Annotated in this window: 17 protein-coding genes; 3 read left to right on the forward strand and 14 right to left on the reverse strand. The window is 42.8% G+C overall.

Annotation, left to right across the window (positions count from 1 at the left end; genetic code table 11):
• Positions 1–188: 188 nt before the first annotated feature.
• The 4 genes from MKY95_RS32580 to MKY95_RS32595 all read right to left on the reverse strand — a co-directional run bounded on the left by MKY95_RS32580 (position 189) and on the right by MKY95_RS32595 (position 3,464).
• The gene (locus tag MKY95_RS32580) at positions 189–710 is read right to left on the reverse strand and encodes an SUKH-4 family immunity protein (RefSeq protein ID WP_339196185.1); all 522 of its coding nucleotides are present in this window, start codon (positions 708–710) and stop codon (positions 189–191) included.
• A 105-nt stretch (positions 711–815) separates the two neighbouring features.
• Entirely contained in the window at positions 816–1,226 is a 411-nt protein-coding gene (locus MKY95_RS32585) for a hypothetical protein (protein ID WP_036671821.1), read from the reverse strand.
• 28 nt (positions 1,227–1,254) lie between these two features.
• Entirely contained in the window at positions 1,255–2,475 is a 1,221-nt protein-coding gene (locus tag MKY95_RS32590) for a WXG100 family type VII secretion target (RefSeq protein WP_339196187.1), read from the reverse strand.
• 185 nt (positions 2,476–2,660) lie between these two features.
• On the reverse strand, positions 2,661–3,464 hold the full coding sequence (locus tag MKY95_RS32595) for a DNA-binding protein (RefSeq protein ID WP_339196189.1): 804 nt from the start codon (positions 3,462–3,464) through the stop codon (positions 2,661–2,663).
• A gap of 165 nt (positions 3,465–3,629) precedes the next feature.
• On the opposite strand from MKY95_RS32595, the gene MKY95_RS32600 reads away from it, so the two are divergent.
• The gene (locus MKY95_RS32600) at positions 3,630–3,968 is read left to right on the forward strand and encodes a helix-turn-helix transcriptional regulator (protein ID WP_339196191.1); all 339 of its coding nucleotides are present in this window, start codon (positions 3,630–3,632) and stop codon (positions 3,966–3,968) included.
• Positions 3,969–3,999: 31 nt separating this feature from the next.
• The gene (locus tag MKY95_RS32605; RefSeq protein WP_036671826.1) at positions 4,000–4,701 is read left to right on the forward strand and encodes a hypothetical protein; all 702 of its coding nucleotides are present in this window, start codon (positions 4,000–4,002) and stop codon (positions 4,699–4,701) included.
• A 194-nt stretch (positions 4,702–4,895) separates the two neighbouring features.
• On the opposite strand, the gene MKY95_RS32610 is transcribed toward MKY95_RS32605, so the two are convergent.
• The 6 genes from MKY95_RS32610 to MKY95_RS32635 form a co-directional block, all read right to left on the reverse strand.
• Positions 4,896–6,866 carry a hypothetical protein gene (locus MKY95_RS32610; RefSeq protein WP_339196193.1) on the reverse strand — a complete coding sequence of 657 codons (1,971 nt, stop codon included), beginning with the start codon at positions 6,864–6,866 and terminating at the stop codon, positions 4,896–4,898.
• 84 nt (positions 6,867–6,950) lie between these two features.
• On the reverse strand, positions 6,951–8,645 hold the full coding sequence (locus MKY95_RS32615) for a diguanylate cyclase (protein WP_339196195.1): 1,695 nt from the start codon (positions 8,643–8,645) through the stop codon (positions 6,951–6,953).
• Between the two features lie 334 nt (positions 8,646–8,979).
• Positions 8,980–9,750, reverse strand: coding sequence for an AAC(3) family N-acetyltransferase (locus MKY95_RS32620; RefSeq protein ID WP_339196197.1), 771 nt, complete (start codon positions 9,748–9,750; stop codon positions 8,980–8,982).
• A 160-nt stretch (positions 9,751–9,910) separates the two neighbouring features.
• A complete protein-coding gene (gene araA / locus MKY95_RS32625) occupies positions 9,911–11,329 on the reverse strand; it encodes an L-arabinose isomerase (RefSeq protein WP_017691494.1) in 1,419 nt (472 codons plus the stop codon).
• 314 nt (positions 11,330–11,643) lie between these two features.
• The gene (locus tag MKY95_RS32630; protein ID WP_036611813.1) at positions 11,644–12,339 is read right to left on the reverse strand and encodes an L-ribulose-5-phosphate 4-epimerase; all 696 of its coding nucleotides are present in this window, start codon (positions 12,337–12,339) and stop codon (positions 11,644–11,646) included.
• A gap of 1 nt (position 12,340) precedes the next feature.
• Positions 12,341–13,957 carry an FGGY-family carbohydrate kinase gene (locus MKY95_RS32635; RefSeq protein WP_339196199.1) on the reverse strand — a complete coding sequence of 539 codons (1,617 nt, stop codon included), beginning with the start codon at positions 13,955–13,957 and terminating at the stop codon, positions 12,341–12,343.
• Positions 13,958–14,391: 434 nt separating this feature from the next.
• Here MKY95_RS32635 and MKY95_RS32640 point away from each other — a divergent pair, with 434 nt between their 5' ends.
• The gene (locus tag MKY95_RS32640; RefSeq protein WP_339200078.1) at positions 14,392–15,483 is read left to right on the forward strand and encodes a GntR family transcriptional regulator; all 1,092 of its coding nucleotides are present in this window, start codon (positions 14,392–14,394) and stop codon (positions 15,481–15,483) included.
• A gap of 154 nt (positions 15,484–15,637) precedes the next feature.
• Here the strand turns inward: MKY95_RS32640 and MKY95_RS32645 are convergent, their stop codons facing one another.
• The 4 genes from MKY95_RS32645 to MKY95_RS32660 form a co-directional block, all read right to left on the reverse strand.
• The gene (locus MKY95_RS32645; protein ID WP_339196201.1) at positions 15,638–16,405 is read right to left on the reverse strand and encodes a leucine-rich repeat domain-containing protein; all 768 of its coding nucleotides are present in this window, start codon (positions 16,403–16,405) and stop codon (positions 15,638–15,640) included.
• Between the two features lie 22 nt (positions 16,406–16,427).
• The gene (locus MKY95_RS32650) at positions 16,428–18,374 is read right to left on the reverse strand and encodes a hypothetical protein (RefSeq protein ID WP_339196203.1); all 1,947 of its coding nucleotides are present in this window, start codon (positions 18,372–18,374) and stop codon (positions 16,428–16,430) included.
• A 359-nt stretch (positions 18,375–18,733) separates the two neighbouring features.
• Positions 18,734–19,873 carry a 5-methyltetrahydropteroyltriglutamate--homocysteine S-methyltransferase gene (locus MKY95_RS32655; protein WP_339196205.1) on the reverse strand — a complete coding sequence of 380 codons (1,140 nt, stop codon included), beginning with the start codon at positions 19,871–19,873 and terminating at the stop codon, positions 18,734–18,736.
• Positions 19,874–20,065: 192 nt separating this feature from the next.
• Positions 20,066–21,919 (reverse strand): hypothetical protein, encoded by a 1,854-nt coding sequence (locus MKY95_RS32660; RefSeq protein WP_339196207.1) that lies wholly within the window; start codon positions 21,917–21,919, stop codon positions 20,066–20,068.
• Between the last annotated feature and the right edge of the window lie 8 nt (positions 21,920–21,927).

The raw sequence follows: 21,927 nt of genomic DNA on the forward strand, positions 1-21,927 counted from the left end.
GTATTATCATATCGTAATGATTACGTTTTGACAAGAGTTATGTTAGTGTTAGAACGAGAAAGAATCCGACTCTCGGATGAGAGCGGATTCTTCATGTTTTTTGTTACATATGAGGGCTTTATTATGGTTTATTTCCTTTGCGATCCGCGATTGTTTAGATGTAGAACCATGCAGGGTTTCTCGAAAAGTTACAATCCAGTTTCGTAGTCTTCCAGCATATGTGACCAGTAACCTTCGACATTATTCATTGCTATCGGATCAATCTTCTCAAAATAACCACGAAGTGCTCTAGCATACTCATCTGAGGTATATGTACCTTCCAGTCTCATTTTAGTTGCCAGTTCACTTCTAATTAGATGAAACAAAAAGAAGGTTCCCAAATTCTTATTGAGCATATATACGTTGGAGTTATCCAGTGATGATGTTGTGAAAAACATATCGCTCCCTTGTTTTAGATAGAGACCATACGAGTCACGCATACCATAACTTGCGAAGTGACCAATCTGAATATATTCCTCTCTTTCAAAAACTTTCACTTGGAAAGCTTCAGATTCATAAAAGGAAAAATCATCATATTGTTCTGGAACTCCTATGTCGATTAAAAAATGAGCATTCTCTTCACTTATGCCCAAATCTTTTAGAATAGTAAAGTCATAATTAATTATTTCCGTGTCATAGTAGTCCTTTATCTCTACGATATCAAAATCCATGCTCTCATTCCTCTAAGAGTTACGTACAAAGTAACGACTAAATAACGCAGCCCTAACAACTGCGTTATCGTTTGATGGTGAATTTTTTCATTCTACCTATTTCATCTATTTTAACCCCTTAAGAAATTCCTCTAATATTTTTTGGCTGGCAGTGCCTGCTCCTGAAATTGCATTATGCACACGATCTAATATCATTGGATGATTTATAATTCGTTGCTTATGTTCAGTAGATGTGTAACTTCTTAATGTATCTATACATATTTCAAACAACTCGCTGTCTTCAACAGAAAGTAGAGAAAGCAGGATTTCAAATTCTTGTGTGTGCTGTGTACTATCTAGACAGTAAGCCAGCTTTTTCTTCCAGTACAGTGGTTTATTCAACACCTCAATGGTTAACTGATCCCAATCACTTTGTCCGAAATCCTCCAATATTTCTGCTGCTATAATACAACCGTCATCATACCAGGAATCAACTGTGGTCACAGCTGATAAAAGATTATCTAATTGTTTGTACATATTTTATAGTTACCTTTCATTTTATAAGTTAGAAACCTGCTGGTTGGGGTGCGTTTACATCACCTGTAGGATAGGCGCTACTAACTTCATCCCCATTTTTAATTACATCAACTTCTACACCATCAACCTTCTCACGATGCCACGTAGCCCTATCTCTTATTCTTGATGATATGGCGGGCGTATCTCCAACATCTTTTATACTTCCAATAATCTTATCTTCACTCCACCAATTTGGAAACAAAGTACTATGCTTAAGTTTAGAAATATTTCCATCTTCGAATTGTTTAGTAAAGAGAACATACTTAGTTCCATCCGGATTACTTCTTACTACTTCTACAGCATAACTATTGTTGCTATTGTTTATATTGGGTGAGTGTCCACCTATCAAACTATTTTTTGGGACTTTTCGCTGCCCTTCCAATATTTTAGATTCCATTTCTGAATTGATAATAGTTTTTGGAGTCGCTCCCAAGCTGTTATCGGTCTGAGTATTCTCAACTCTGGATTCAGTCTTCTTTATATTATTCTGAATCTTAGATGCCAAGCCAGTTGACGAAGTTTTAAACGGTCCTGAACGTCCCGGCATACTTCCTCGAACCATCTGAATCGCCATGAATATCTGACTAAACTTCAGAGAGGTCACCATCATCTGAGCATACTTATCTGATACAGGCTCTCCCGTCGTAGGATGAATGCCCATCTCAAATGCCTTGATCTGTAACGCAAAAATATCTTCCCCAGGCGGTTCAACGTTCACAGCTTGCATGCGATTAAAGTCTAGATTTCCCTGATCCCTCTGATAAGCCTGAAGAGCAGCCTGATCCGCAACACCATTCTCGTTGACAGGCATCCATACCCACTTACCGAACATATTGATTTGAGCCATCCGATAGCCCTTATCACCCGAACCTGAATCACCTGATGATTTGGTCATCATAGCTGCGGCACCGACTGCTCCAAACGCACCACCCAGACTTACCTTTTGAGCATCTGCATCTTGGAAACGCGTGGCGATATCCTTCAATTCCTTGGATGTATTCACCATACTCTCCAGCGCTTTATCCAGTATAGGTCGTGACTGCTCGAACTCATAGTAAAATCGCTCCTGCGTCGCGCCCATCCACATCATCTGAACGAACATGATCTGTCTCGTCAGATCACTTCGTATACTCTCCAACTGTTGTCTGGCTTGATCCACCTGATTTGATACGTGATGTAGTTGTTCAGGGGTAACTTTGATTGTACTCATACGTTTCTCCGCTCATTCGAAATAGGATTATCCTATGTTAGCAGAAGTGTAATATGTAAACTATCCGGCTAACATCCTGATTTCACCATGATAAAAACACAAGCTGTGCTCCTCATCGGTGCTATGGTCCTATATGCATATACCCACTTCAAGGCATATCCTACCAGTTTCAGTAAATACCTCTCCTACTTCATTTCCTCCAACATCACCCGATATCGTCCAATCTGCTCCGCTGTCGCCTCTTCCCGCAATACTTCCAACAATGCCATGCACTTTATAAAATACCGATCCATCCCAAGCTTATCCGTTAACTGAATTGCCTGCAAAATGAACTCCACGGCCTCCTGTGGTCTTCCCATCCACTGTTCATACAAAGCCCGCTGATAACAGTAACAGTACATATCAACGTTGTTTGAAGAATCCATTTCTCTACCAACACCCTGTATCTGATCCTCGAACACATATAAAACCCGATCAATCTGCCATCTATGCCGCACTGCTGCTTCCGTAATCACTTTCAGACCTACCAACCATTCCTCCGGATGCTCAAGCAAAAAGTTCACAAACTCCTCCAGCAGTTCCACCTGCCCGGCTTCAATCTCAAGAGCATACCGATTTACCTGTGCCTTATGCCTGAACTCCTGCACCGCCTGCATGCCTACCTCATCCAGATCCTCCATCCATCCCAGTTCTGCATATTGATCGATACATGCCCTCGCCTGATCTACCTGTCCCATCTTCTGGTGAGCCATACCCCGCATCAAATGGCTGAACCCGTAATAGTAGACCAAGGGCCGCTCGATGTGTATATGTGGTGCAGGCACTCCCTTTGACCGATACTCCTGCCGCTCTTCATGGATAGACTGAACACATTGATATAACATGTCCGCCCTCTCCATCACCTTGCTCCAATTTTCAAAAGCCACAGCCATCTCCAACATTTCAACAATGATGTCCGGTTTGAGTGATTTTAGGATAGATTTTCGCAAGGATGATTCCTCCTTAATTATCCATTTTCTTATAATTGTATAGATAAATCAAAAGAAGATCAACATAAATCGTACTTATAAGTACTTTTATTTAACAATACAGTTTGCACATATTAGTCTGTAAGGATTCTATAACCTCTTCTAACCTTAAGTGGAGGTGATCAAATGAGTTTACCAGAGGACGTAGGAAACCGAATACGTGAGTTAAGAAAGGCAAAAGGCTGGACTCAGGAACAACTGGCGGAAGCAGCAGGTCTTCATTACAGCTATATTGGTGGAGTTGAACGGGGAGATCGGAATATTTCACTTGAGACTTTGGAGAAAATAATTAACGCATTCAAGGTACCAGCTGTTGAGATCTTTAAATTCGAGGAGGAGACAGATTATCGTAAAGCATTCGATGAACACATTACATTAATTTCAGCTCTGGATGTCGAAGAACTTCTATCTATAACTAAAATAAACAGAGAAATCATCACTAATTTTAAAAAGATTAGTAATTAGGTACTTTCAACAATATATAAGGAGTATTCTGATGCTAGAACTTATATTTTCAATTGTATTGATTGTAATAGGTTTGGTACTTCCATTTTTATTATTCCTAGTAGGTAAGCATTTTAGTAGTTATAAAGAAGAAGTTCTAATTTGGACGCTATTCTACTTAGTATCCGCTGTGATCGGGCTTTACCTAATATCAAAAGGAGTTTTATTGAATTATTGGCTAATACAGAATGGACAACTAATAGGGTATATTATATTCCTATTGAGTATTCTTCAAATAACACTATTAATAATTTATATTATTTACCTTTTTTCTAGATGGGCTATTAGTTTCATTAAGAACCCCAACCCTTGGTCAAAGATAGGCTTACAAGCGAATGTTACACTACAAATAATGTTCTTAATTTTATTCTTGATAATGCCAAGTATGATGTTTTCACTTTTGTATAATATCTGGGCTATTACATCTGATCAAGAATACATTATGGATACTTTTGATGCCTTTTTCTATACTTTTTCGATAAATTTTTCTCTACCCCTGACAGGTGTTTTTGTTACTTTTCAACATCAGGTTAACAGTACTGGTTTATTAAGGACAATTCAGATTTCACAAATTATAACCTCAAAAATAATCGAGTTTGGAGTAATTGGTTACATAGCGGCAAACTTAGGATATCTCATTTCTTCAGAAAAAAACTCGATTCAAAACAGAAAGAGAATTAGAAATCAAAAATGAATGTGCAACCTCTCATATTACACAAATATCGGATTTTAATAATTTAATCACAAAATACACAACCCTAATTCAAGGCTTCTTTTATCTGAATTGAAAGCGATATGTAAACTATTAGAACCCTCTGAATTAGTACAGAGGGTTCTAATAGTTTTTTATATGAGTAGATTTTATTAAATTCAAGACGATACTTCCTGTTAATTTTCATTATTATATAACTCATTTAGTTCAGTTGAATTAACATAATGTCTTTCTGCTAAATCTGCAGTGAACTTATCAATTTCTTGTCCTATATGCATTGTACTTTGAACTTGGAAAAGTCTGGTCAAAATGATATTCCCTAATTCAATTGTTTGTTCAGATATAAATTCTTCCATTATCTCTACTTGAGGAGGATTTTTCAAAAACTCAAGTATCTTCCCAGTAGTAATTTCACCATTATATATTTCATACTTGTTTGAGTTAATTTCACTAAATTTATCCTTATTCAATAATTTCATTGATGGCTTACTCCTACTAATGAATGTATTAAACGAAGATTCATCTACAATATACACACCATTTATATATAATGGTGCTCCTACCATTGAAGTTGTAATTATTAATCTATGTGTGTTTAATATTTGTTCATTATCGTTTATTTTCAATTGATCTTTTACATAATCTAAATGTTCCACAAAATAATCTGCAATTCTATTTATTTGAGATGTTTCTTCATACAATTTGTATAAATGATTTGCATGTTGTCTTGTAGTGTAGGGTTGCACGTGGGACTTACATTCAACAAAGAACACATCTGAACCTATTTTAAATACTACATCACATTGGTATTCTGTCTCATTATCTCTTTTATATAAGGACCCTGTTTTGATATTCCTCATCTTTAAACCTACTTTAGTTCGTTCTTCAAATCCAGTTCCTCTAAATGATAATTCTAACTTCCTATTAAGGAAGTTAGATGCCAATGCACGAGGAATATCACTGTTTACTAATAAAGAAGGTACTACAACAAATAAGTCATCAAACTTTATAAAAGGGGTATCTGTGATATCCTGTGAATTTTTACTGAAAATGAATCCTTCAAAAATTACGCTGAATTCAGATTTATTGAGACCATGTCTTGTAAAAAATTCTTTCCATTGTTTTTTAGTTTTACTTAAACAGTACTCCTTTAAACTATACTTTTCTTCGTTTCGTTTTTTTAGAAATCTTTGGCACTCTTCTACCAAAAGTTGATATGCCGATAACCATCTATGAAGTTTTACATTATCAACAGTTTCTTCGAGAGTAACTGTTCCAAATAATAAACCAGATACTAAATACGTTATTTTATTTTTTTGTTCTTTTAAAAGCTCTTCTTTGGCTTTTATATCATTTAATTCATATTTAGAAACTAACTCTCCTAAAATTGAAAATTCCCAACTGTCCTTTAAATTTATATATCTGGCGTTAGATACTATATTATTCAATTGAAATTCCTTGTCTTCAATATTTACTTTAAAGATTTCAAGTTCAGAATATTCATCAATCTTAACAGAAGAGTACTTCCATAGATTAATGATATTATCAATCTCAACCCAGAAAATGCTAAAATCAATGTGCTTGTTAGATATGTCTAATAACGAATCTGAAATATTGTTATTATGACGACAAAAATCAATATTGTTATACATAAAACTTTTTAGAATCATACCTGTAGACTCTACTGCTGAATCAAATAAACCTACTCTTGTTCTCCAAATTTCAGAATCAAATTGCTCACTATGCAATGAGCTTAAAAACCTTTCTAGAGATAACACATATGAACTGACCATATTGTTAGGATTAAGCTCAACAAATCGATTAAAATATTCATCTTTCTTTTCATTAAACTGAACTACTAATTTATACAGTTTATTTGCTTCATCTATTAATTTATTTAATTGTTCAAATTCATGATTATTCAACCTCTTCCTCAGATGCTCAGTAACTTCTTTAATTAACTGATTTTGCTTATCATTATTATATAAATTTAAGTATAGCCCTGAAGATTTTATAGTTGTTAATAAATACTTGATCCCTTTTAACTCATACACTTCATCTAGAAATCTAATAAATTTCTTATTACCTTTCCTCATAACATTCTCTATTTCGTGTATGTTAAACCTTTGGAAATCATTAAGCGCCATTCATCTCACTCCTAAAACAAATTAATTACTATGCTTCGTTCGCCAACTCAAGAGGGAGAGAGTATATATCTCAATCCTTATAACTCAAATAACTTCCCGCTCAAACTCAGCAAACTCCACTCTGTTCCGCCCATTCTGCTTCGCCTGATACAACGCCTTATCCACCGCAGCGAATAACTGAGTCAAATACCCCTCCGGATTGTCTGGCACATGCACAACTTCAAAGTCCTCAAAGGAAAGAATCCCAATACTAATCGTAATCGACACCTGCATAATTTCGTGATCCACCATAATGTTGTTAGACTCCACAGCTGTTCTCACGCGCTCTGCGATTTGGTTCGCCAAGTCATGCTCCGTATGCGGAAGGTAGATCATGAACTCTTCCCCGCCATAACGCGTCAGGATATCGGTACTGCGAATCGATTGTTTGACCGCCTCCGCCGTGCGAACGAGCACTTCATCCCCGATGACATGTCCATAACGATCATTGATGGCTTTGAAGTAGTCGATATCGAGCAACAGGAGTGAAAATGGTGTTTTGTATTGAATATTGGTAATGACCTCGTGATTCAGATGTTGGGTCAGATAACGACGGTTGTAACAGTTGGTTAAACTGTCCGTCAGCGCGAGTTCCTCCAGTTTGCGATTGGCCTCGGATAACTCCTGACGGATCAGGTCCAGCGCCTGATTTCGCTCCTGAAGCGTTACGTTCTGGCGATTCATCTCTTTCACGTAGAAACGCTCCTGCGAGACGTCCTGGAACGTGAGAATATGACCGATCGGCACAAGAGCCGAATCCACAATCGGAGACGATTGCAGGATATAGTGCCGGATATTGTTGTCCCGCTCCACGATCACTTCAATGTGAGAGAGGGTATTTTCTTTTTTCTTATAGTGATTCACGAACTCCCGGCAGCTGCCCACAACATGAACAGACTCCAGAAAGGCTTCCATATCAAAAGAATCCCCCACATGCAGATCCATAAAGGATCGAGAGGCTTTGTTCGCTTCAACAATGACTTCATTCTCATCCAGTACCAGGATGCCATATGGAATGGTATTGATTACATCCTCATGGGCGATGGAGACCAGATCGAACACATTGTATCTTTTGATCACATAGACAAAGAACAGGTTCGATAGAAAGATCCCCAGCGAAGTCATGCCAGGAATGATCGGCAACCAACGGGCTAGAACGACATTCAGAATCGCATCAATTGTTGCAAACACAGCCAACACCAAGATACCCAACAGGGTGATTCTCACCTGTTTTTTGATCATGGCAGACGTCTTCGAAGAATACACCGCCCGGAATAGAACCACGAGAGAAGTCAAGAAATAGCTCACCAGAATAGTCATCACAACCCAGAACCAAAGGCCGTAATCCCGCTCGATGTACCCGCCCTCCAGTGGAATGACGAACTCGTTCCATGGATTAGCGACCACACCTATAGCCCCGATCACCGCAGGGACAAATAGCAAGAAGGTTCCTTTTGCACTCAGACGCTCTGAATAACCGGTAATAAAGATCGTCAGTAGAAGCCACCCGCTCCCAAGCAAGGAGACCGCAACGAAAGATAAGGTAACGTAGAACAATTGCAGACCGGAATCATCCGTGAGCGTACTCGCAAATTGACAGAAAGGCCAGAGCATCATCAACCCGTGAAACAAAAAGTACACTTTATGTAAGTTCGTAATTCTAACCGTAGCAAACACATATACACCTACACCAAACAATAGGACAAATAAAAAGAGATCATACCATACTAAAGGGTTCACGAATCTTCTCCTTCTTAGATGCTACAATGACAACGTGGTTGTTCATGATTCTATGTGATACTTATATATAACTTCAATAAACACCTATACAATTCTGCTACGCCAAACTTATTGGTTAATTTAACCATATCTTATCACACCACCATAAGGGTGAGTAGCCCATACACTGGAAGTCCGACCAACCTCTGATCGAAATGCTGATCTATTTCTGATATTTATGAATGCTTTTGAAGGTTTAGAGTACAAACAGGAGAGGAGATCATCTGCTCGGGAGTTATTCAGCTATCATCAAGTGGTCGATATCGAGCCATCCGGCTACCGGACGGCCCTTGTATCATTCGGTTACTGCATGTAGAGGGAGATTGTCCGTGAATAGATCGGGGTTATGCTTGAGCATCTCCGTAATTACCTCTGCTGTCTTAGCCGCATCACACACTCTTACGACCGCATCGCTGAGCTTTCCTGTACGCATCGCACCTTCGCGAACCAATACCTCGTCTACTTTCCAGAAATGCTCCGACCATGGCAACCCACAATGTCTGCGGGATGGTACTGAAATCTGACTTCCATCCGGTAAAACCGTATACAGCATCTCATGCTCGTCCGTCATTCTGCCAGGGATGTCCACCCACTCTTCGACCCCGTGGATAAATGTATTCCGCTTCAAATCAACGCCTACTAACAAGATCGTCGCTTTCCGATCAAGAAGTTTCCCCCATGCTGAACCTCTCGCACACGGTGTATCGAAGAGATGATCATCCTTCGTAAATGCCTCTGCATCCCTTCCCAGTGCCGATACCGAATGCGTAGGGTGCCACGAACGAACTACGCCCGGACGTTTACGAAAAAGTTCAGGCAGAATGCCCACGCAACAGGTAGAATTTTCCACGTGGAACACTGGGTTATCCGCATTAATGGTAGACCACGTATGAGTGGGAAGCACCAACAATCCCTCTTTCATATAGTCGCTAAAGGCATCCAACACTGTGTCTGCTCCACCTTCAACCTCGCCTATACTTTTCATGGAAGAGTGAATGAGCACCGTGCCTTGCCTATCCACACCAAGCTGCTCTAGTTGCTGCATCAAGCTTTCTTTTGTATACATGTCCTTCCTCCTTCATTTCTTATCCCTTTTCGATGAAAAAGCAAATCCTTGCTCAGCTTCACATCATGCTTCTCAGCATAACAAACAAAGGGCCGAGGGTTAACCCCCGGCCACAGAGAAAAAAATTGGTTGAGTTCAGGCAGTAGCTGCCACTCAACTTTTACTTAATAATAACGTACTCCAGATTCACCAGCTTCGCATACGTCACGATCTGATCTGTCGTCAGGTTCAAGGATACAACCGTATGGTGACCACCACCATTTTCGATCCATGCCTTCACTCCATCTTGGAAGTTCGGCTTCACGCTCCACAGAACACGTGCTACTGGCAGATTAGGTGCTGGAACGGTTGGTTCAAAAGCAGATACTTCGTTGATCAGCAGTTTGTAATGTGTACCGAAGTCTGCCATGGATACCACGACACCTTCGCCTGCTTTACCATCGAATACGAGACGTGCCGGATCTTCACGATCACCAATGCCCAGTGGGGACACGATGATTCTTGGTTTCGTGCTGGCAAGTGTCGGATCTACTTCAAGCATGTGAGATTGCAGAATAGCTTCCTGTCCGGCAGCCATCTCGTATGTGTAATCTTCCATGAAGCCTGTGTTCTCGTTATGGGCCATGATTTTCAGCAAGCGATCCAGCGCAGCCGTTTTCCAGTCACCCTCACCGGCAAATCCGTACCCTTGAGCCATCAGGCGTTGCACTGCCAAGCCCGGAAGTTGTTTCATGCCATGCAGATCCTCGAAGTTCGTAGTGAAGGCACTATATCCACCTTCGTCCAGGAAACGTTTGATCGCAATCTCATAGCTCGCTTGCACACGTACGCTGGCTTCCCAAGCTTCCTTGCTGTTCGTGCCGTAATCGAATTCGTAGAGGTCTCCATACTGAGCGATCAAATCATCGATTTCCTGCTCTGTTACAGCGTTCACGTATTGCACGAGGTCGCCAATGCCAAAGTAATCAACCGTCCATCCGAATTGGATCTGTGCTTCCACTTTATCACCTTCGGTTACGCCCACGTTGCGCATGTTATCGCCGAAGCGCGCTACTTTGATGTTAAAGCTTTCATTATAAGCTACCGCTACGTCCATCCAGTCTGCGACCTGCTGTTGCACTTCTGGGCGCTCCCAGTAGCCAACAACGATTTTATTTTGTTTTCTCAGACGGGCATTAATGAAGCCATATTCGCGGTCACCGTGTGCCGCTTGGTTCAAGTTCATGAAGTCCATATCGATGGTTGCCCAAGGAATGCTTTCGTTGAATTGGGTTGCCAAGTGCAGCAAAGGTTTTTGTAGCAATTTTGTACCACGAATCCACATTTTCGCTGGGGAAAACGTATGCATCCATGTGATCACACCTGCTACTTCGTCACGGTAATTGACTTCTTTCATCGTGCTCGTGATTTTATCTGCGCTTACCGCCAGATCCTGCAATACGAGCGGGTACGGCAGTACGCCGCTTGCATTAAGGGCATCCGTAATTTTCTGTGCGTTGGCTTTTACTTCACCCAGTGCTTCTTCTCCGTACAAGTGCTGTGAACCGACCACAAACCAGAATTCTTTTGCTGCTGACATATAATCATCCTCATTTCATTATTTTATAGTTGAACATTTGGGTTTACACTAGAACACTGCGATTGCAGTACCATCTTCCGATCGCTGGTTATCCCCGGATTTCTTTGATCAATTTTAATAAGGATGATATCCGGTTATAAAGGCGCAGTACATCCTTCCGAAGTAGCTTTCTTGCAGAAAGCTTTTAGCTTCGCTTCTACAGATTGGTTCTGCACTCTCCGTTATCGTGTAAAAGTTTGATACAACTTCATTGGTAGTAGTAACAAACAACCTATTCGCTTGAATTATTATCAACCGATCGCTACATAACCTAATTACTTCTGTCCGTAATACGCGTCTTTTCCGTGTTTTCGCAGATAGTGTTTATCCAAAATGCCTTGTGGCAGTTCCTTCGCGAAGTTATTCAATTGCCGCGCGTACAGGTTCATTTTGCACACTTCCTCCAGCACGACACTGTTCACCACCGCAGACTTGGCATCTTTCCCCCACGTAAACGGCGCATGCCCATGAAGCAATACTGCTGGAACAGCCATAACATCAATCCCACGCTGTTCAAACGTTTCAATAATGACGCGTCCTGTCTCTGCTTCGTATCCACGATCAACCTCGTCCTGGTTCAGGAAACGTGCACAAGGCACCGCCCCATAGAACGTGTCCGCATGCGTTGTTCCCATAACAGGTACGTCCAGTCCGGCTTGCGCCCAGATGGTCGCCCATGTTGAATGCGTGTGCACGATGCCGCCAATCTCCGAGTAATGCTTATATAGTACGGCGTGTGTTGCGGTATCCGAGGAAGGTCTCATCTCACCCTCCACCACGTTACCGTCCAGATCGACCACAACCATGTCACTTGCTTTCATCGTATCGTAGCTGACGCCACTTGGTTTGATCACGAACAGACCGCTTTCCCGATCGATTGCGCTGACGTTACCCCAAGTGAATTTTACAAGTCCGTGCTTTGGCAGTTCCAGATTCGCCTGGAATACCTCTTCTTTCAGTTGTTCTAACATGTTATTCCCTCCCGTTCTCTACCAGATGATCCACGGCTGATTGCTCAATCGCAAGTCCACTCCGATAGCGTTCGATAAATGCTTCAAACCCTTTCACATCCGATGCATCCGGCGCCACTTCGACTCCCTCAACATCGTTAAAGACTTTCTGCTCTAGGAACACATCCAGGCTCTCCTCTTCATCCTTGTTGATCATGTACGAAGCCAGAAGTGCCATGCCCCATGCCCCGCCTTCACCAGCGGTAGACATCACCGATACCGGTACGTTCATCGCAGCAGCTACAATCCGTTGTCCGACGACAGGGGTCTTGAACAGACCACCGTGAGCCAAAATGCTGTCAATCGCCACATTCTCTTCCTCCGTCAAAATGTCCATACCCAGCTTGAGTGCACCGAAGGCACTGAACAGATGTGTCCGCATGAAGTTTGCCAGACTGAAGTTGCTTTCCGGGGAGCGGACGAACAATGGACGGCCTTTCTCAAGTCCCGTAATGTTCTCACCTGAGTAATAACCGTAGCTGAGCAAGCCACCACCATCAGGGTCTGCCTCCAAAGCCTTGTTAAACAACATGCTAAACAACTTTCCGTTGTCCACTTCATATCCCATCGCTTGAGAGAATTCACGGAACAATCCAATCCATGCGTTGATATCACTGGAACAGTTGTTGGCATGCACCATCCCTACTGGGCTACCATCCGGCGTGGTGACCATATCGATCTCGGGATACACTTTGGATAATTCCTTCTCCAGTACGATCATCGCAAATACGGATGTGCCGACGGAGATGTTCCCCGTACGTTTTCTCACGCTATTTGTTGCCACCATACCCGTTCCGGCATCGCCTTCTGGCGGGCAGAGCGGAATGCCTGCTTGCAGATCTTGCGAAGGGTCGAGCAGCTTGGCTCCCGCTTCCGTCAATGCACCTGCATTTTCACCAGCGAGATATACCTTGGGCAGAAGGTCCTCGACTTTCCACGGATAACCTTTGCCTGCGACCTGTTCGTTGAACTGTTGGATCATGGATGGGTGGTAGTTATGTGTAGACTCGTCAATTGGGAAAATCCCTGAAGCATCGCCGATCCCAATCGCCTTATTGCCCGTCAGCAACCAGTGGATGTATCCAGCCAAAGTTGTCAGGTGATCGATCTGTGGCACATGCGCCTCTTCGTTCAAAATCGCTTGGTACAAGTGGGCAATGCTCCAGCGTTCCGGAATATTGAATTGCAGAAGTTCCGTTAGCTCTCTTGCAGCTACCCCCGTCGTAGCGTTACGCCAGGTGCGGAAAGGTACCAACAGTTCACCAGCGCTATCCAAAGCGATATATCCGTGCATCATGGCCGAGAATCCGACAGACCCGACCGTGCGCAGCGTGATTCCGTATTTCTGTTCCACATCTTGCTTCATCTCACGATAAGCCGTTTGCAGACCTGTGATGATATCCTCCTGGTTGTACGTCCAATATCCATCTTTCAGGAGGTTCTCCCATTCATAACTACCTGAAGCGATGGTCTCAAAACGCTCGTCAATCAACACCGCTTTAATCCGCGTTGATCCGAATTCTATTCCGAGCGAAGTAGCGCCCTTGGTAATGGCTTCTTTCAAGTCCAATTGACTCATAATCACGTGTATCCCCTCTCCGGTCGCGATTTCACATCCTAAAGGATGCATATATAAGGTGAAGCTCTTACTTATGGCGATAGCTAATAATGAATTTTGTATAGATGCTTCCTGTTGTGTTTTCAAAGAATGCGCTTTCCTTTTCTGACAGCCTTAGTATATTTTTTGTACGTACATTTGTCAATAATATATAATAGTTATACTTACAAAGGACATATATTGTAGTCTATTCAACCATTCAAAGGTCTTATATGGCTATAAATTGGCTATGCTGTAAGGTACACCTCCATTCAAAAAGGCCGGATATGTACGGTTTATTTCGAAAAATGTTCGGTTTTATTTTCATCCTATCTGAATCATGCTAAAATATGTACGTACAACTATTTGAACAACAACGTTGATATAGATGAGTAACGATGAAAGAAGTGGACTACGTGAAGCCAAAATATCAGGTCATCATTGATGATATAAAGAGTCATATCCTCTCGGGGACATATAGCATAGGGGAACAGATCCCCACCGAGTTGGCATTACAGGAAAGCTACACCGTAAGCCGCCAGACGGTGCGGAAGGCTATTTTGGAGTTATCAAACGAAGGATTTTTACGAAGCGAAAAAGGTTCAGGGACCTACGTTAGCAATCAGTATCGCTCTCGATCAGGCGGCAACACATCGAAGAAAACGATTGGTGTGATCACGACATACATCTCGGATTATATCTTTCCGTCCATTATCCGCGGTATTGAGAGTCGTCTGAATGAGGACAACTACTCGTTACTGCTGGCCAGTACTAATAATGATGTAGCGCAGGAGAAAAAAGCCCTCGAAATGATGCTCTCCTACGGCGTGGATGGCCTGATTGTCGAACCGACCAAAAGTAATCTCTACAACCCAAACATTGCATACTACCTGTCGTTCAAAGAGCAGGATGTGCCGTTTACGATGATTAATGCATTTTATGAGGAGCTGGAGGTTCCGTTCTTCTGCCTGGATGACGTGCAATCTAGTTATCTTGCCACTCGGGAATTGATCTCTAAAGGCCATACCCAGATCGGCATTATTGCCAAAATGGATGATCTACAAGGCAAGTACCGGATGAAGGGGTACATCAAGGCGCTGGGTGAAGCGAAGTTACGGTTCCATCCTGAGCAAGTGCTTTCCTTTGATACCGCATCGAAACCAGAGTTATCCTCTAATGTAGCAGCGTATCTGGACGAAAATAGGGATTCGCTCACCGCAATCGTCTGTTACAACGATGAGGTGGGACTGGAGGTCGTGCACGCCTGCAGACAACTGGGTATCTCGATCCCGGATGAGTTATCCATCATTGGGCAGGACAATTCGTACATCGCCAAGAACGCCAACATCAGGCTAACAACGCTAACCCATCCCCAAGAACAAATGGGCCGCGATGCTGCCGACTGGGTGATCAAGAATCTGCAAGGCAAAAAGGATCTGCCAACAAACACCTACTATCAGCCGGTGCTGGTTGAGGGAGAGACGGTGAAGGAGATCGTAGTGGAATAATATTGTTGTGGGACGGGCGTTAAGTTGTTACCGAGCGTTTCTGTCCAACATAATTAAAGAAGGCCGTCAGAATATCTGCGGCCTTCTTTGTTTTTGTTCACTATTAACGAGGGATTACTTCTTCTTACTATATATACATCTTCTCTAATCAAAACTACTTCGCCTGATCCGCTTCTTCTTCTTCGCTTACCAGACTTACAAGGACGCCTTTCTTCTCCAACTTTTTCACAACCTGTTCTGCTCGATCATTCAGCGGATTGTTAGCCAAATATACTTCTGTTAGATGTGGGATGGTTTCGAGCACTGCAATATCCTCAATGAGGTTATCTTCTACATATAGATACTCCAAGGTTGGATGGTTCTTGAAAGGTGTCAGATCTTGAATTTTATTATCATTCATAATGACCCATTCCAACTTTAATTTCTGAAGCGGACTTAGATCGGTCACCTGATTCCCACTGGCGAGTAAACTGGTCAGCTTATGCATATTTTTTAATGGAGCCAGGCTTTTGATTTTGTTATCATCCATAACCAGATTTTGCAGATTAGTCAGACCTAGAAGTGGCGAGATATCTGCAATCTGATTGCCTTCAACAGCTAAGAACGTCAATTTCTTTAACTTGTAGAGTGGCTTAATATTTTTTATATTTTGACCAGGCAAGAATAGATCCGTCATATTAACGGCATGTTCAAGACCTTGCAGGTTAGAAATCTTACTTTTTGTTTCCATAGCATATATGGATTTTAATTTTTTCAAATCGGCAACCTTTATTTCCTTCTTAGCCGACATCTTCAAATCTGCTCGAATAACTTTGGCCAGGACCGGGTCTTTGATAAGCGATGCAGCCGAGATAATAGTGGTCGGTAATAGTACAAAAACCAAACATAAAACGATCATACTTTTGATGAATTGATTACGCATATAGATTCTCCCTTTAAGCATCTTAATTATGGCTCCGTTTCAAGGAGTTGAGGTCAGCCGTAACGATTTTACCTGTATTTCCAAAGACGTACACTTTCCCTTTAAACTCCACCGCATCGTACCAATCGTCTACCGTCAAGACATCCTGCTTGGTCCATTTCTCAGCGTCATCGGAAAGGAAGATGGAACCTTCACTGCCGACAGCAATGAAGAGATTGCCCACGTATGAGATGCCAAAGAATCCAGTGTTCATTCCACGAGCATATAATTCGTCACGGAACTCTGTCCTCGCCCATTTCTTACCGTCCTCTGAAGTCAAAATAACCGCACTCTGTGCATTCCCATAGTAACTGGCAGTGGTCACGACAAATTTTCCGTCACCCCATACCACATCGAAATTATGTCCAGGAAACCGTGCCGGGATTTCGTTCCACTTCAGACCATCCTCGGAGACGAGCAAAAGCCCTTTTTCTCCAACGGCTACCAGTGTTGTGCCGTTTGATGCCATCGCATTGATTTTTTTCTTTACATTAGTGTTTAGGGTCCTCCACGTCTTCCTATCCTTGGAAGAAAGAATCGTGCCGGCCTCACCTGCCACGTAATACGTATTATTGGCATACAGCACGCTCGTAAGTGATTGAGTTGTCGGGGATTTAATGTCCTTCCACTTTACCCCATCAACAGAGGACATCATCTTCCCGTTATCTCCTACCGCAAAAAAGTCCTTCCCTGACCATACAACTCCCCGAAGTGGATACGCTTGATCCACATAAGAAGATTGCCATTTGCCAGCCGTGTTCATCTTTGCAGAACCCTGCGAGCTGACGGAAAGGAAGTTAAGCTTGCTACGATACCCACCCACCAGCACCAGCCTATCCTTGCTCACTGCTGCTTCATATACGTTACTCGGAAGCACAAAAGGATATCGTTTTGTCAGCTTCCACTTGCGCCCATCCGCAGATGTCTGAATACCAGCATCCGTAATCGTTATATACTGTTTACCGTTGTGAATGGTAAAAAACGGGTTCTGCTTAGGGCTAGTTGCAAACCCAGCATCGCTCCAGCTCTTACCATCCTTGGATGTCCAGTTGACCTCCTTCAGGACATGATTGGCTTTATTCACATATTCAAAACCAAAAATATAAAACCTGTCCTTTGCCCAGTACACCTTGGACCAAAAGACTTTGGACGATACGTATGTCCATTTCAGTCCATCCTTCGAGGTCATGATCGTTGCATCCCCTACAGCAACAAAAGCTCCACCGCCATAGGTCATATCCCAAACTTGCTCATAATTAGGCTGATTGGTCTTCACCTTTTTCCAGGTGATTCCGTCTTTGGATACCGCTACGACTCCGCCTTCATAACCTTGAGCCACGAAGGTATTATTGCCCCATGCTACGGCTGTAAAATTGGTGGAGATCCCTGTTTTTCGCTCGGTCCACGTTAATCCATCCTCTGAAGAGAAAATCTTTCCTTCATATGTTGTTCCACCAACTGCAATATATCGTTTCCCGTTCCATACGGCGTCTTTTAAAAATCTTATATGTATTGAATTATTTAACTTCTCCCATGACAGACCATCAGTGGATGTCCATACGGTTACGATATCTGCTTCCTCACGAAAACCCATGAATTCTGACTTTCCATGAATAATCAAACTAAAATCTACTGGATTCCCGGTATAGATTGTCTTCCATGTAACTCCGTCCTTAGAGGTTTTCACATAACCTCCGGCAGCTGGCATCATATAAATCCCTCCACCATAGGCAATGGAATGGGAAACTCCACTATTTAACTCATCCAACGAAGACCAATTAAGGTTCAACTGACTTTTTACTACAGCATCCTCAATGTTCGCATCTTCACCCTCTGCCTGGGCAGGATGTACAGAAATTAGGGAAAACAGCAGAATCGTAGTTAACAGCAGAGGTATTACTTTTAGTGAAAAAACTAGTGTGCGACTCATAGTTATCTCCTTACATTATTTAATACTACAAATATACCATGATCTGGAATGTAATACATGGATATTATCTTCATCCTAATTTAATAGAAACCCTATCGGTCTCATCCTATAACTATTCCGTTAAGAACGGATAATGGACTACTTCATCAAGGAATGTAACCCTAATATAATATGGGCTGATCCGTTATTCTCATCTCTACCCATGGCTTCACTCTCTTGGCTGATATGGGTTCTGATCAAACATCCACTCAAAAGTGAGGATACACCAAAAAGCCATACGGATGATGGTCCGTACGGCTTTTTAGCGATTTTTTCTTATACATAAACACATGCGTAAATGATGAATGACGCTGCAAATGTTACTTCCAAAGCTCTTCAGCAATTTCCTTAATGAAGGCAAGTTTGCGCCATTGCTGTTCCTCGGTCAGATGGTTGCCTTCTTCCGTGGAAGCGAAGCCGCATTGCGGGCTCAGGCAGATTCGATCCAGATCAACATATTGTGTAGCTTCCTCAATCCGTTTCAGGATGTCATCCTTGTTCTCCAACTCTCCGAATTTGGAAGAGAAGAGGCCAAGTACAACCTGCTGATTGTCCTTCAGGAAACGAAGTGGCTTGAAGTCACCAGCCCGTTCCGTATCAAACTCCAGATAGAAACCAGAGTAGTTATCGATGCTCAGTAGTGTCTGCGCAATCGGCTCATAACCGCCACCGACTCCTGCAAATGTCGAAACATAATTACCGCGGCAGACATGAGTGGTTACCACGAGGTCTTCCGGCAGGCCAGATACCACTTCTTCGTTCAGTTTTGCAAGTTCGTTTGCGTACTCTTCCACATTAACGCCAATCTGTTCCATCACTGTGATGAACTGTTGGTCACACAATGCACCCCACGTGCAATCATCAATCTGGATGCTGCGGCAGCCGGCTTCATAAAAGGCCAGGATGGATGCTTTGTACGCCCCGACAATGTCCGAGAGAAGCTCTTGGCGGTTCGGATAGATGGCCTGCGTGCTTTCCTTGTTATCTGCCCGGTCCAATTCGAATAGGAACTGGGCTGCTGCTGGAATGGACTGACGGGCAACAACGTCTTCCCCAGCCGCTTCTTTCAAGAAGGCATAATGCGCTACAAATGGATGACTGCTATAGCTGATTTTGCCGCTCAGACGAGCTGTTTCCGGTCTGGATGTCGCACCGTTGAATCGGTAACCTTCCTCAATGATTGTCCGCTCTACACCATCCAGTCCCCAGAAGAAGTCCAGATGCCACCAAGAGCGGCGGAATTCGCCGTCCGTTACAGCCTGAAGTCCAACCTCTTTTTGCTTCTGTACAAGTTTCACAATCTCGGCATTCTCCACTTCATTCAACTGTTCCGTGGTAATTTCGCCGTTCTGGTATTTTAATCGGGCATCCTTCAACGCACTCGGGCGCAGGAAACTGCCAACAATATCATATCGAAATGGAGTGACTGTTCGTTGTTTAGGTTCTGTTTGTATGCTCATAGTTTAATCTCCCCGTTTATCATTATAGAATTAAATATAACATATCCGATCGGAATAGCTGTTCTACGAAAGAGTTATAGCCCGCTATAGGTATTAGCTATAGCGGGCTATATTTAAGGAGACTCTATATACAATCATGTATTCCATCTATCCTGACCTGATGCTCAGAACAGGATCTCAACAATTGTGATCTCACGTCAAAGTAAGAACGATCTGATCCCCGGCACGGGTGATTTTGTAGATCCCCTCTTGCATGTCGATGCCATAATGCTTTTTCAGCAACCACTTGGCGTTGAGATCGGTCTCGACGACCACTAGATAATCATAGCCGCTTAGAAGGTTATCCATATTATCCTCATAGAACAATACAATCCCGTCCACATGAGGAGCATACAAGAAATACTTCCCTACATATTGCATGTAATAGTTCGTGACTTGTTGGTCCCTGTCTGAGGCGTAGAAGAGATATCTGTTATTATCCTCTTGCCCACCTGGGTACCACCGATCACCAGTAACCGCATGAATCTTGTAAGGGAGCGTTGTATCATAACTTTGGGCGATAGACACGATACCATTATATTCGGACAAAAGGATGGTGGCCGCAACCGCCATACAGCCGATAATGCCTTTTTGATAATGACCTTTTGTCTCAACCGTCTTAAAGGATTGATAATCAGGCACTTCACCAATCCGATAGTGAAATGATCGCTCCAGGTCGATCGCAGCACACAACACTAGCCCACCGGCGAACAGCACCACGATACTGGACGCATAACGCTCAAATCCAGCCAGGACAATTGCTTCATCCAATGGCATGGAGAAGAGATACAGGGCCAGGATCCCTGCGTAATACAGTAACAGAACAACGTCCAGTGCAATTAGTGCTTTCCACAAGTTCCACTTCTTCTTGAGCACGACAATGGCAAATACAGAAGCTGCGATTGCGATAAGCTGGAAAATAACAATGCCGATCACTGGCCGTGTTGTCAGATCCGTACTGGCCTTGAGGAAAGTCCACAGAATCTCACGCATCTGCTCTGGCGTTTTGCCCGCCTGTATCCCCGACGTTGCCACATCGAACTTGTTATCAATCCCTTGGAACACCGTTGCCATTCGCCAGCTCCAGCTGAAGTAGGGAATCAGCGCACCGCAGATCGTACCCACTACAGCGAGCGCTGTTTTCCAACTGAACTTTTGTTTATGTTTTAGCCATGTATACACTAGGAATATCAGACCGATCGCGGCGAAAATAATACCCGTGCTTTTGATAATGGTCAGTAATCCCGCAAGCGGAAGAACAACAATACATGCCTTTTTGATCTCATTACGATATTGGTAGATCACTGCCAAGATCGCGAGCGCGTAGATCGGAAGCAAGAAATCCACGAGCAGGTTGGTGATCCGAATCGTAAGATTGAAAAACGAAAGTGTAGATAACCCGAGTCCAAGAAAAGCGTACAGAAGAAAGCGTTTCTTCTCCGAAAAAATGCCAAACATGGCATAAAAACAGGAAAAGATAAGCAATCCCTGTGCCAAGAGCATTACGGACTGGGAGTGCCCCATGAAGCGACAGACATAATAAATAAACGACGAAGTCCCCAGCGGATAGTTTTTAAAATCAATCAGGTTGGAGTCTGGCGTCGGAAAGGCATCTGTACTCAACATCTGCTTCAATACGATAGCCCAGTGGGAGAAATTATCGTAATGTGTTAATTGGTTCTGAAAGAGCACCAGCAAGAAAACAAAAGTCCCTGCCAGGAATGAAAATTGGAATATAGAAAAGGACATACGTAATGATGCCCCTCGGCGCAGCCTGAGAAACAACATTCCCCCATATAAAAGCAAACCTGCAATCAGGATGACAAGGCTGCCCGTAAAGAGCTGACCTGCCAAGCCAGCGAAATATACGATGCAGGCAATCGAGGAAAACACAAATACAGGGATAAACTCCCACCGTAGTGCAAATGTCTTCCGAACAAACTGCATATAACCAACAAAGGAGATTATCAATAAAACTCCCATCACAAAATGAAGCACAATGAGCATCTCTATCT

The sequence above is a fragment of the Paenibacillus sp. FSL P4-0176 genome (assembly GCF_037975265.1).
GTDB lineage: Bacteria > Bacillota > Bacilli > Paenibacillales > Paenibacillaceae > Paenibacillus > Paenibacillus amylolyticus.

Bases quoted from the DNA above. Each gene is read 5' to 3' on its own strand.
- MKY95_RS32630 (WP_036611813.1), bottom strand. From the start codon at position 12,339: ATGTTAGAACAACTGAAAGAAGAGGTATTCCAGGCGAATCTGGAACTG.
- MKY95_RS32645 (WP_339196201.1), bottom strand. From the start codon at position 16,405: ATGCGTAATCAATTCATCAAAAGTATGATCGTTTTATGTTTGGTTTTT.
- MKY95_RS32620 (WP_339196197.1), bottom strand. From the start codon at position 9,750: ATGTATACAAAAGAAAGCTTGATGCAGCAACTAGAGCAGCTTGGTGTG.
- MKY95_RS32635 (WP_339196199.1), bottom strand. From the start codon at position 13,957: ATGAGTCAATTGGACTTGAAAGAAGCCATTACCAAGGGCGCTACTTCG.
- araA (WP_017691494.1), bottom strand. From the start codon at position 11,329: ATGTCAGCAGCAAAAGAATTCTGGTTTGTGGTCGGTTCACAGCACTTG.
- MKY95_RS32610 (WP_339196193.1), bottom strand. From the start codon at position 6,866: ATGGCGCTTAATGATTTCCAAAGGTTTAACATACACGAAATAGAGAAT.
- MKY95_RS32600 (WP_339196191.1), top strand. From the start codon at position 3,630: ATGAGTTTACCAGAGGACGTAGGAAACCGAATACGTGAGTTAAGAAAG.
- MKY95_RS32650 (WP_339196203.1), bottom strand. From the start codon at position 18,374: ATGAGTCGCACACTAGTTTTTTCACTAAAAGTAATACCTCTGCTGTTA.
- MKY95_RS32580 (WP_339196185.1), bottom strand. From the start codon at position 710: ATGGATTTTGATATCGTAGAGATAAAGGACTACTATGACACGGAAATA.
- MKY95_RS32585 (WP_036671821.1), bottom strand. From the start codon at position 1,226: ATGTACAAACAATTAGATAATCTTTTATCAGCTGTGACCACAGTTGAT.
- MKY95_RS32655 (WP_339196205.1), bottom strand. From the start codon at position 19,873: ATGAGCATACAAACAGAACCTAAACAACGAACAGTCACTCCATTTCGA.
- MKY95_RS32590 (WP_339196187.1), bottom strand. From the start codon at position 2,475: ATGAGTACAATCAAAGTTACCCCTGAACAACTACATCACGTATCAAAT.
- MKY95_RS32605 (WP_036671826.1), top strand. From the start codon at position 4,000: ATGCTAGAACTTATATTTTCAATTGTATTGATTGTAATAGGTTTGGTA.
- MKY95_RS32660 (WP_339196207.1), bottom strand. From the start codon at position 21,919: ATGCTCATTGTGCTTCATTTTGTGATGGGAGTTTTATTGATAATCTCC.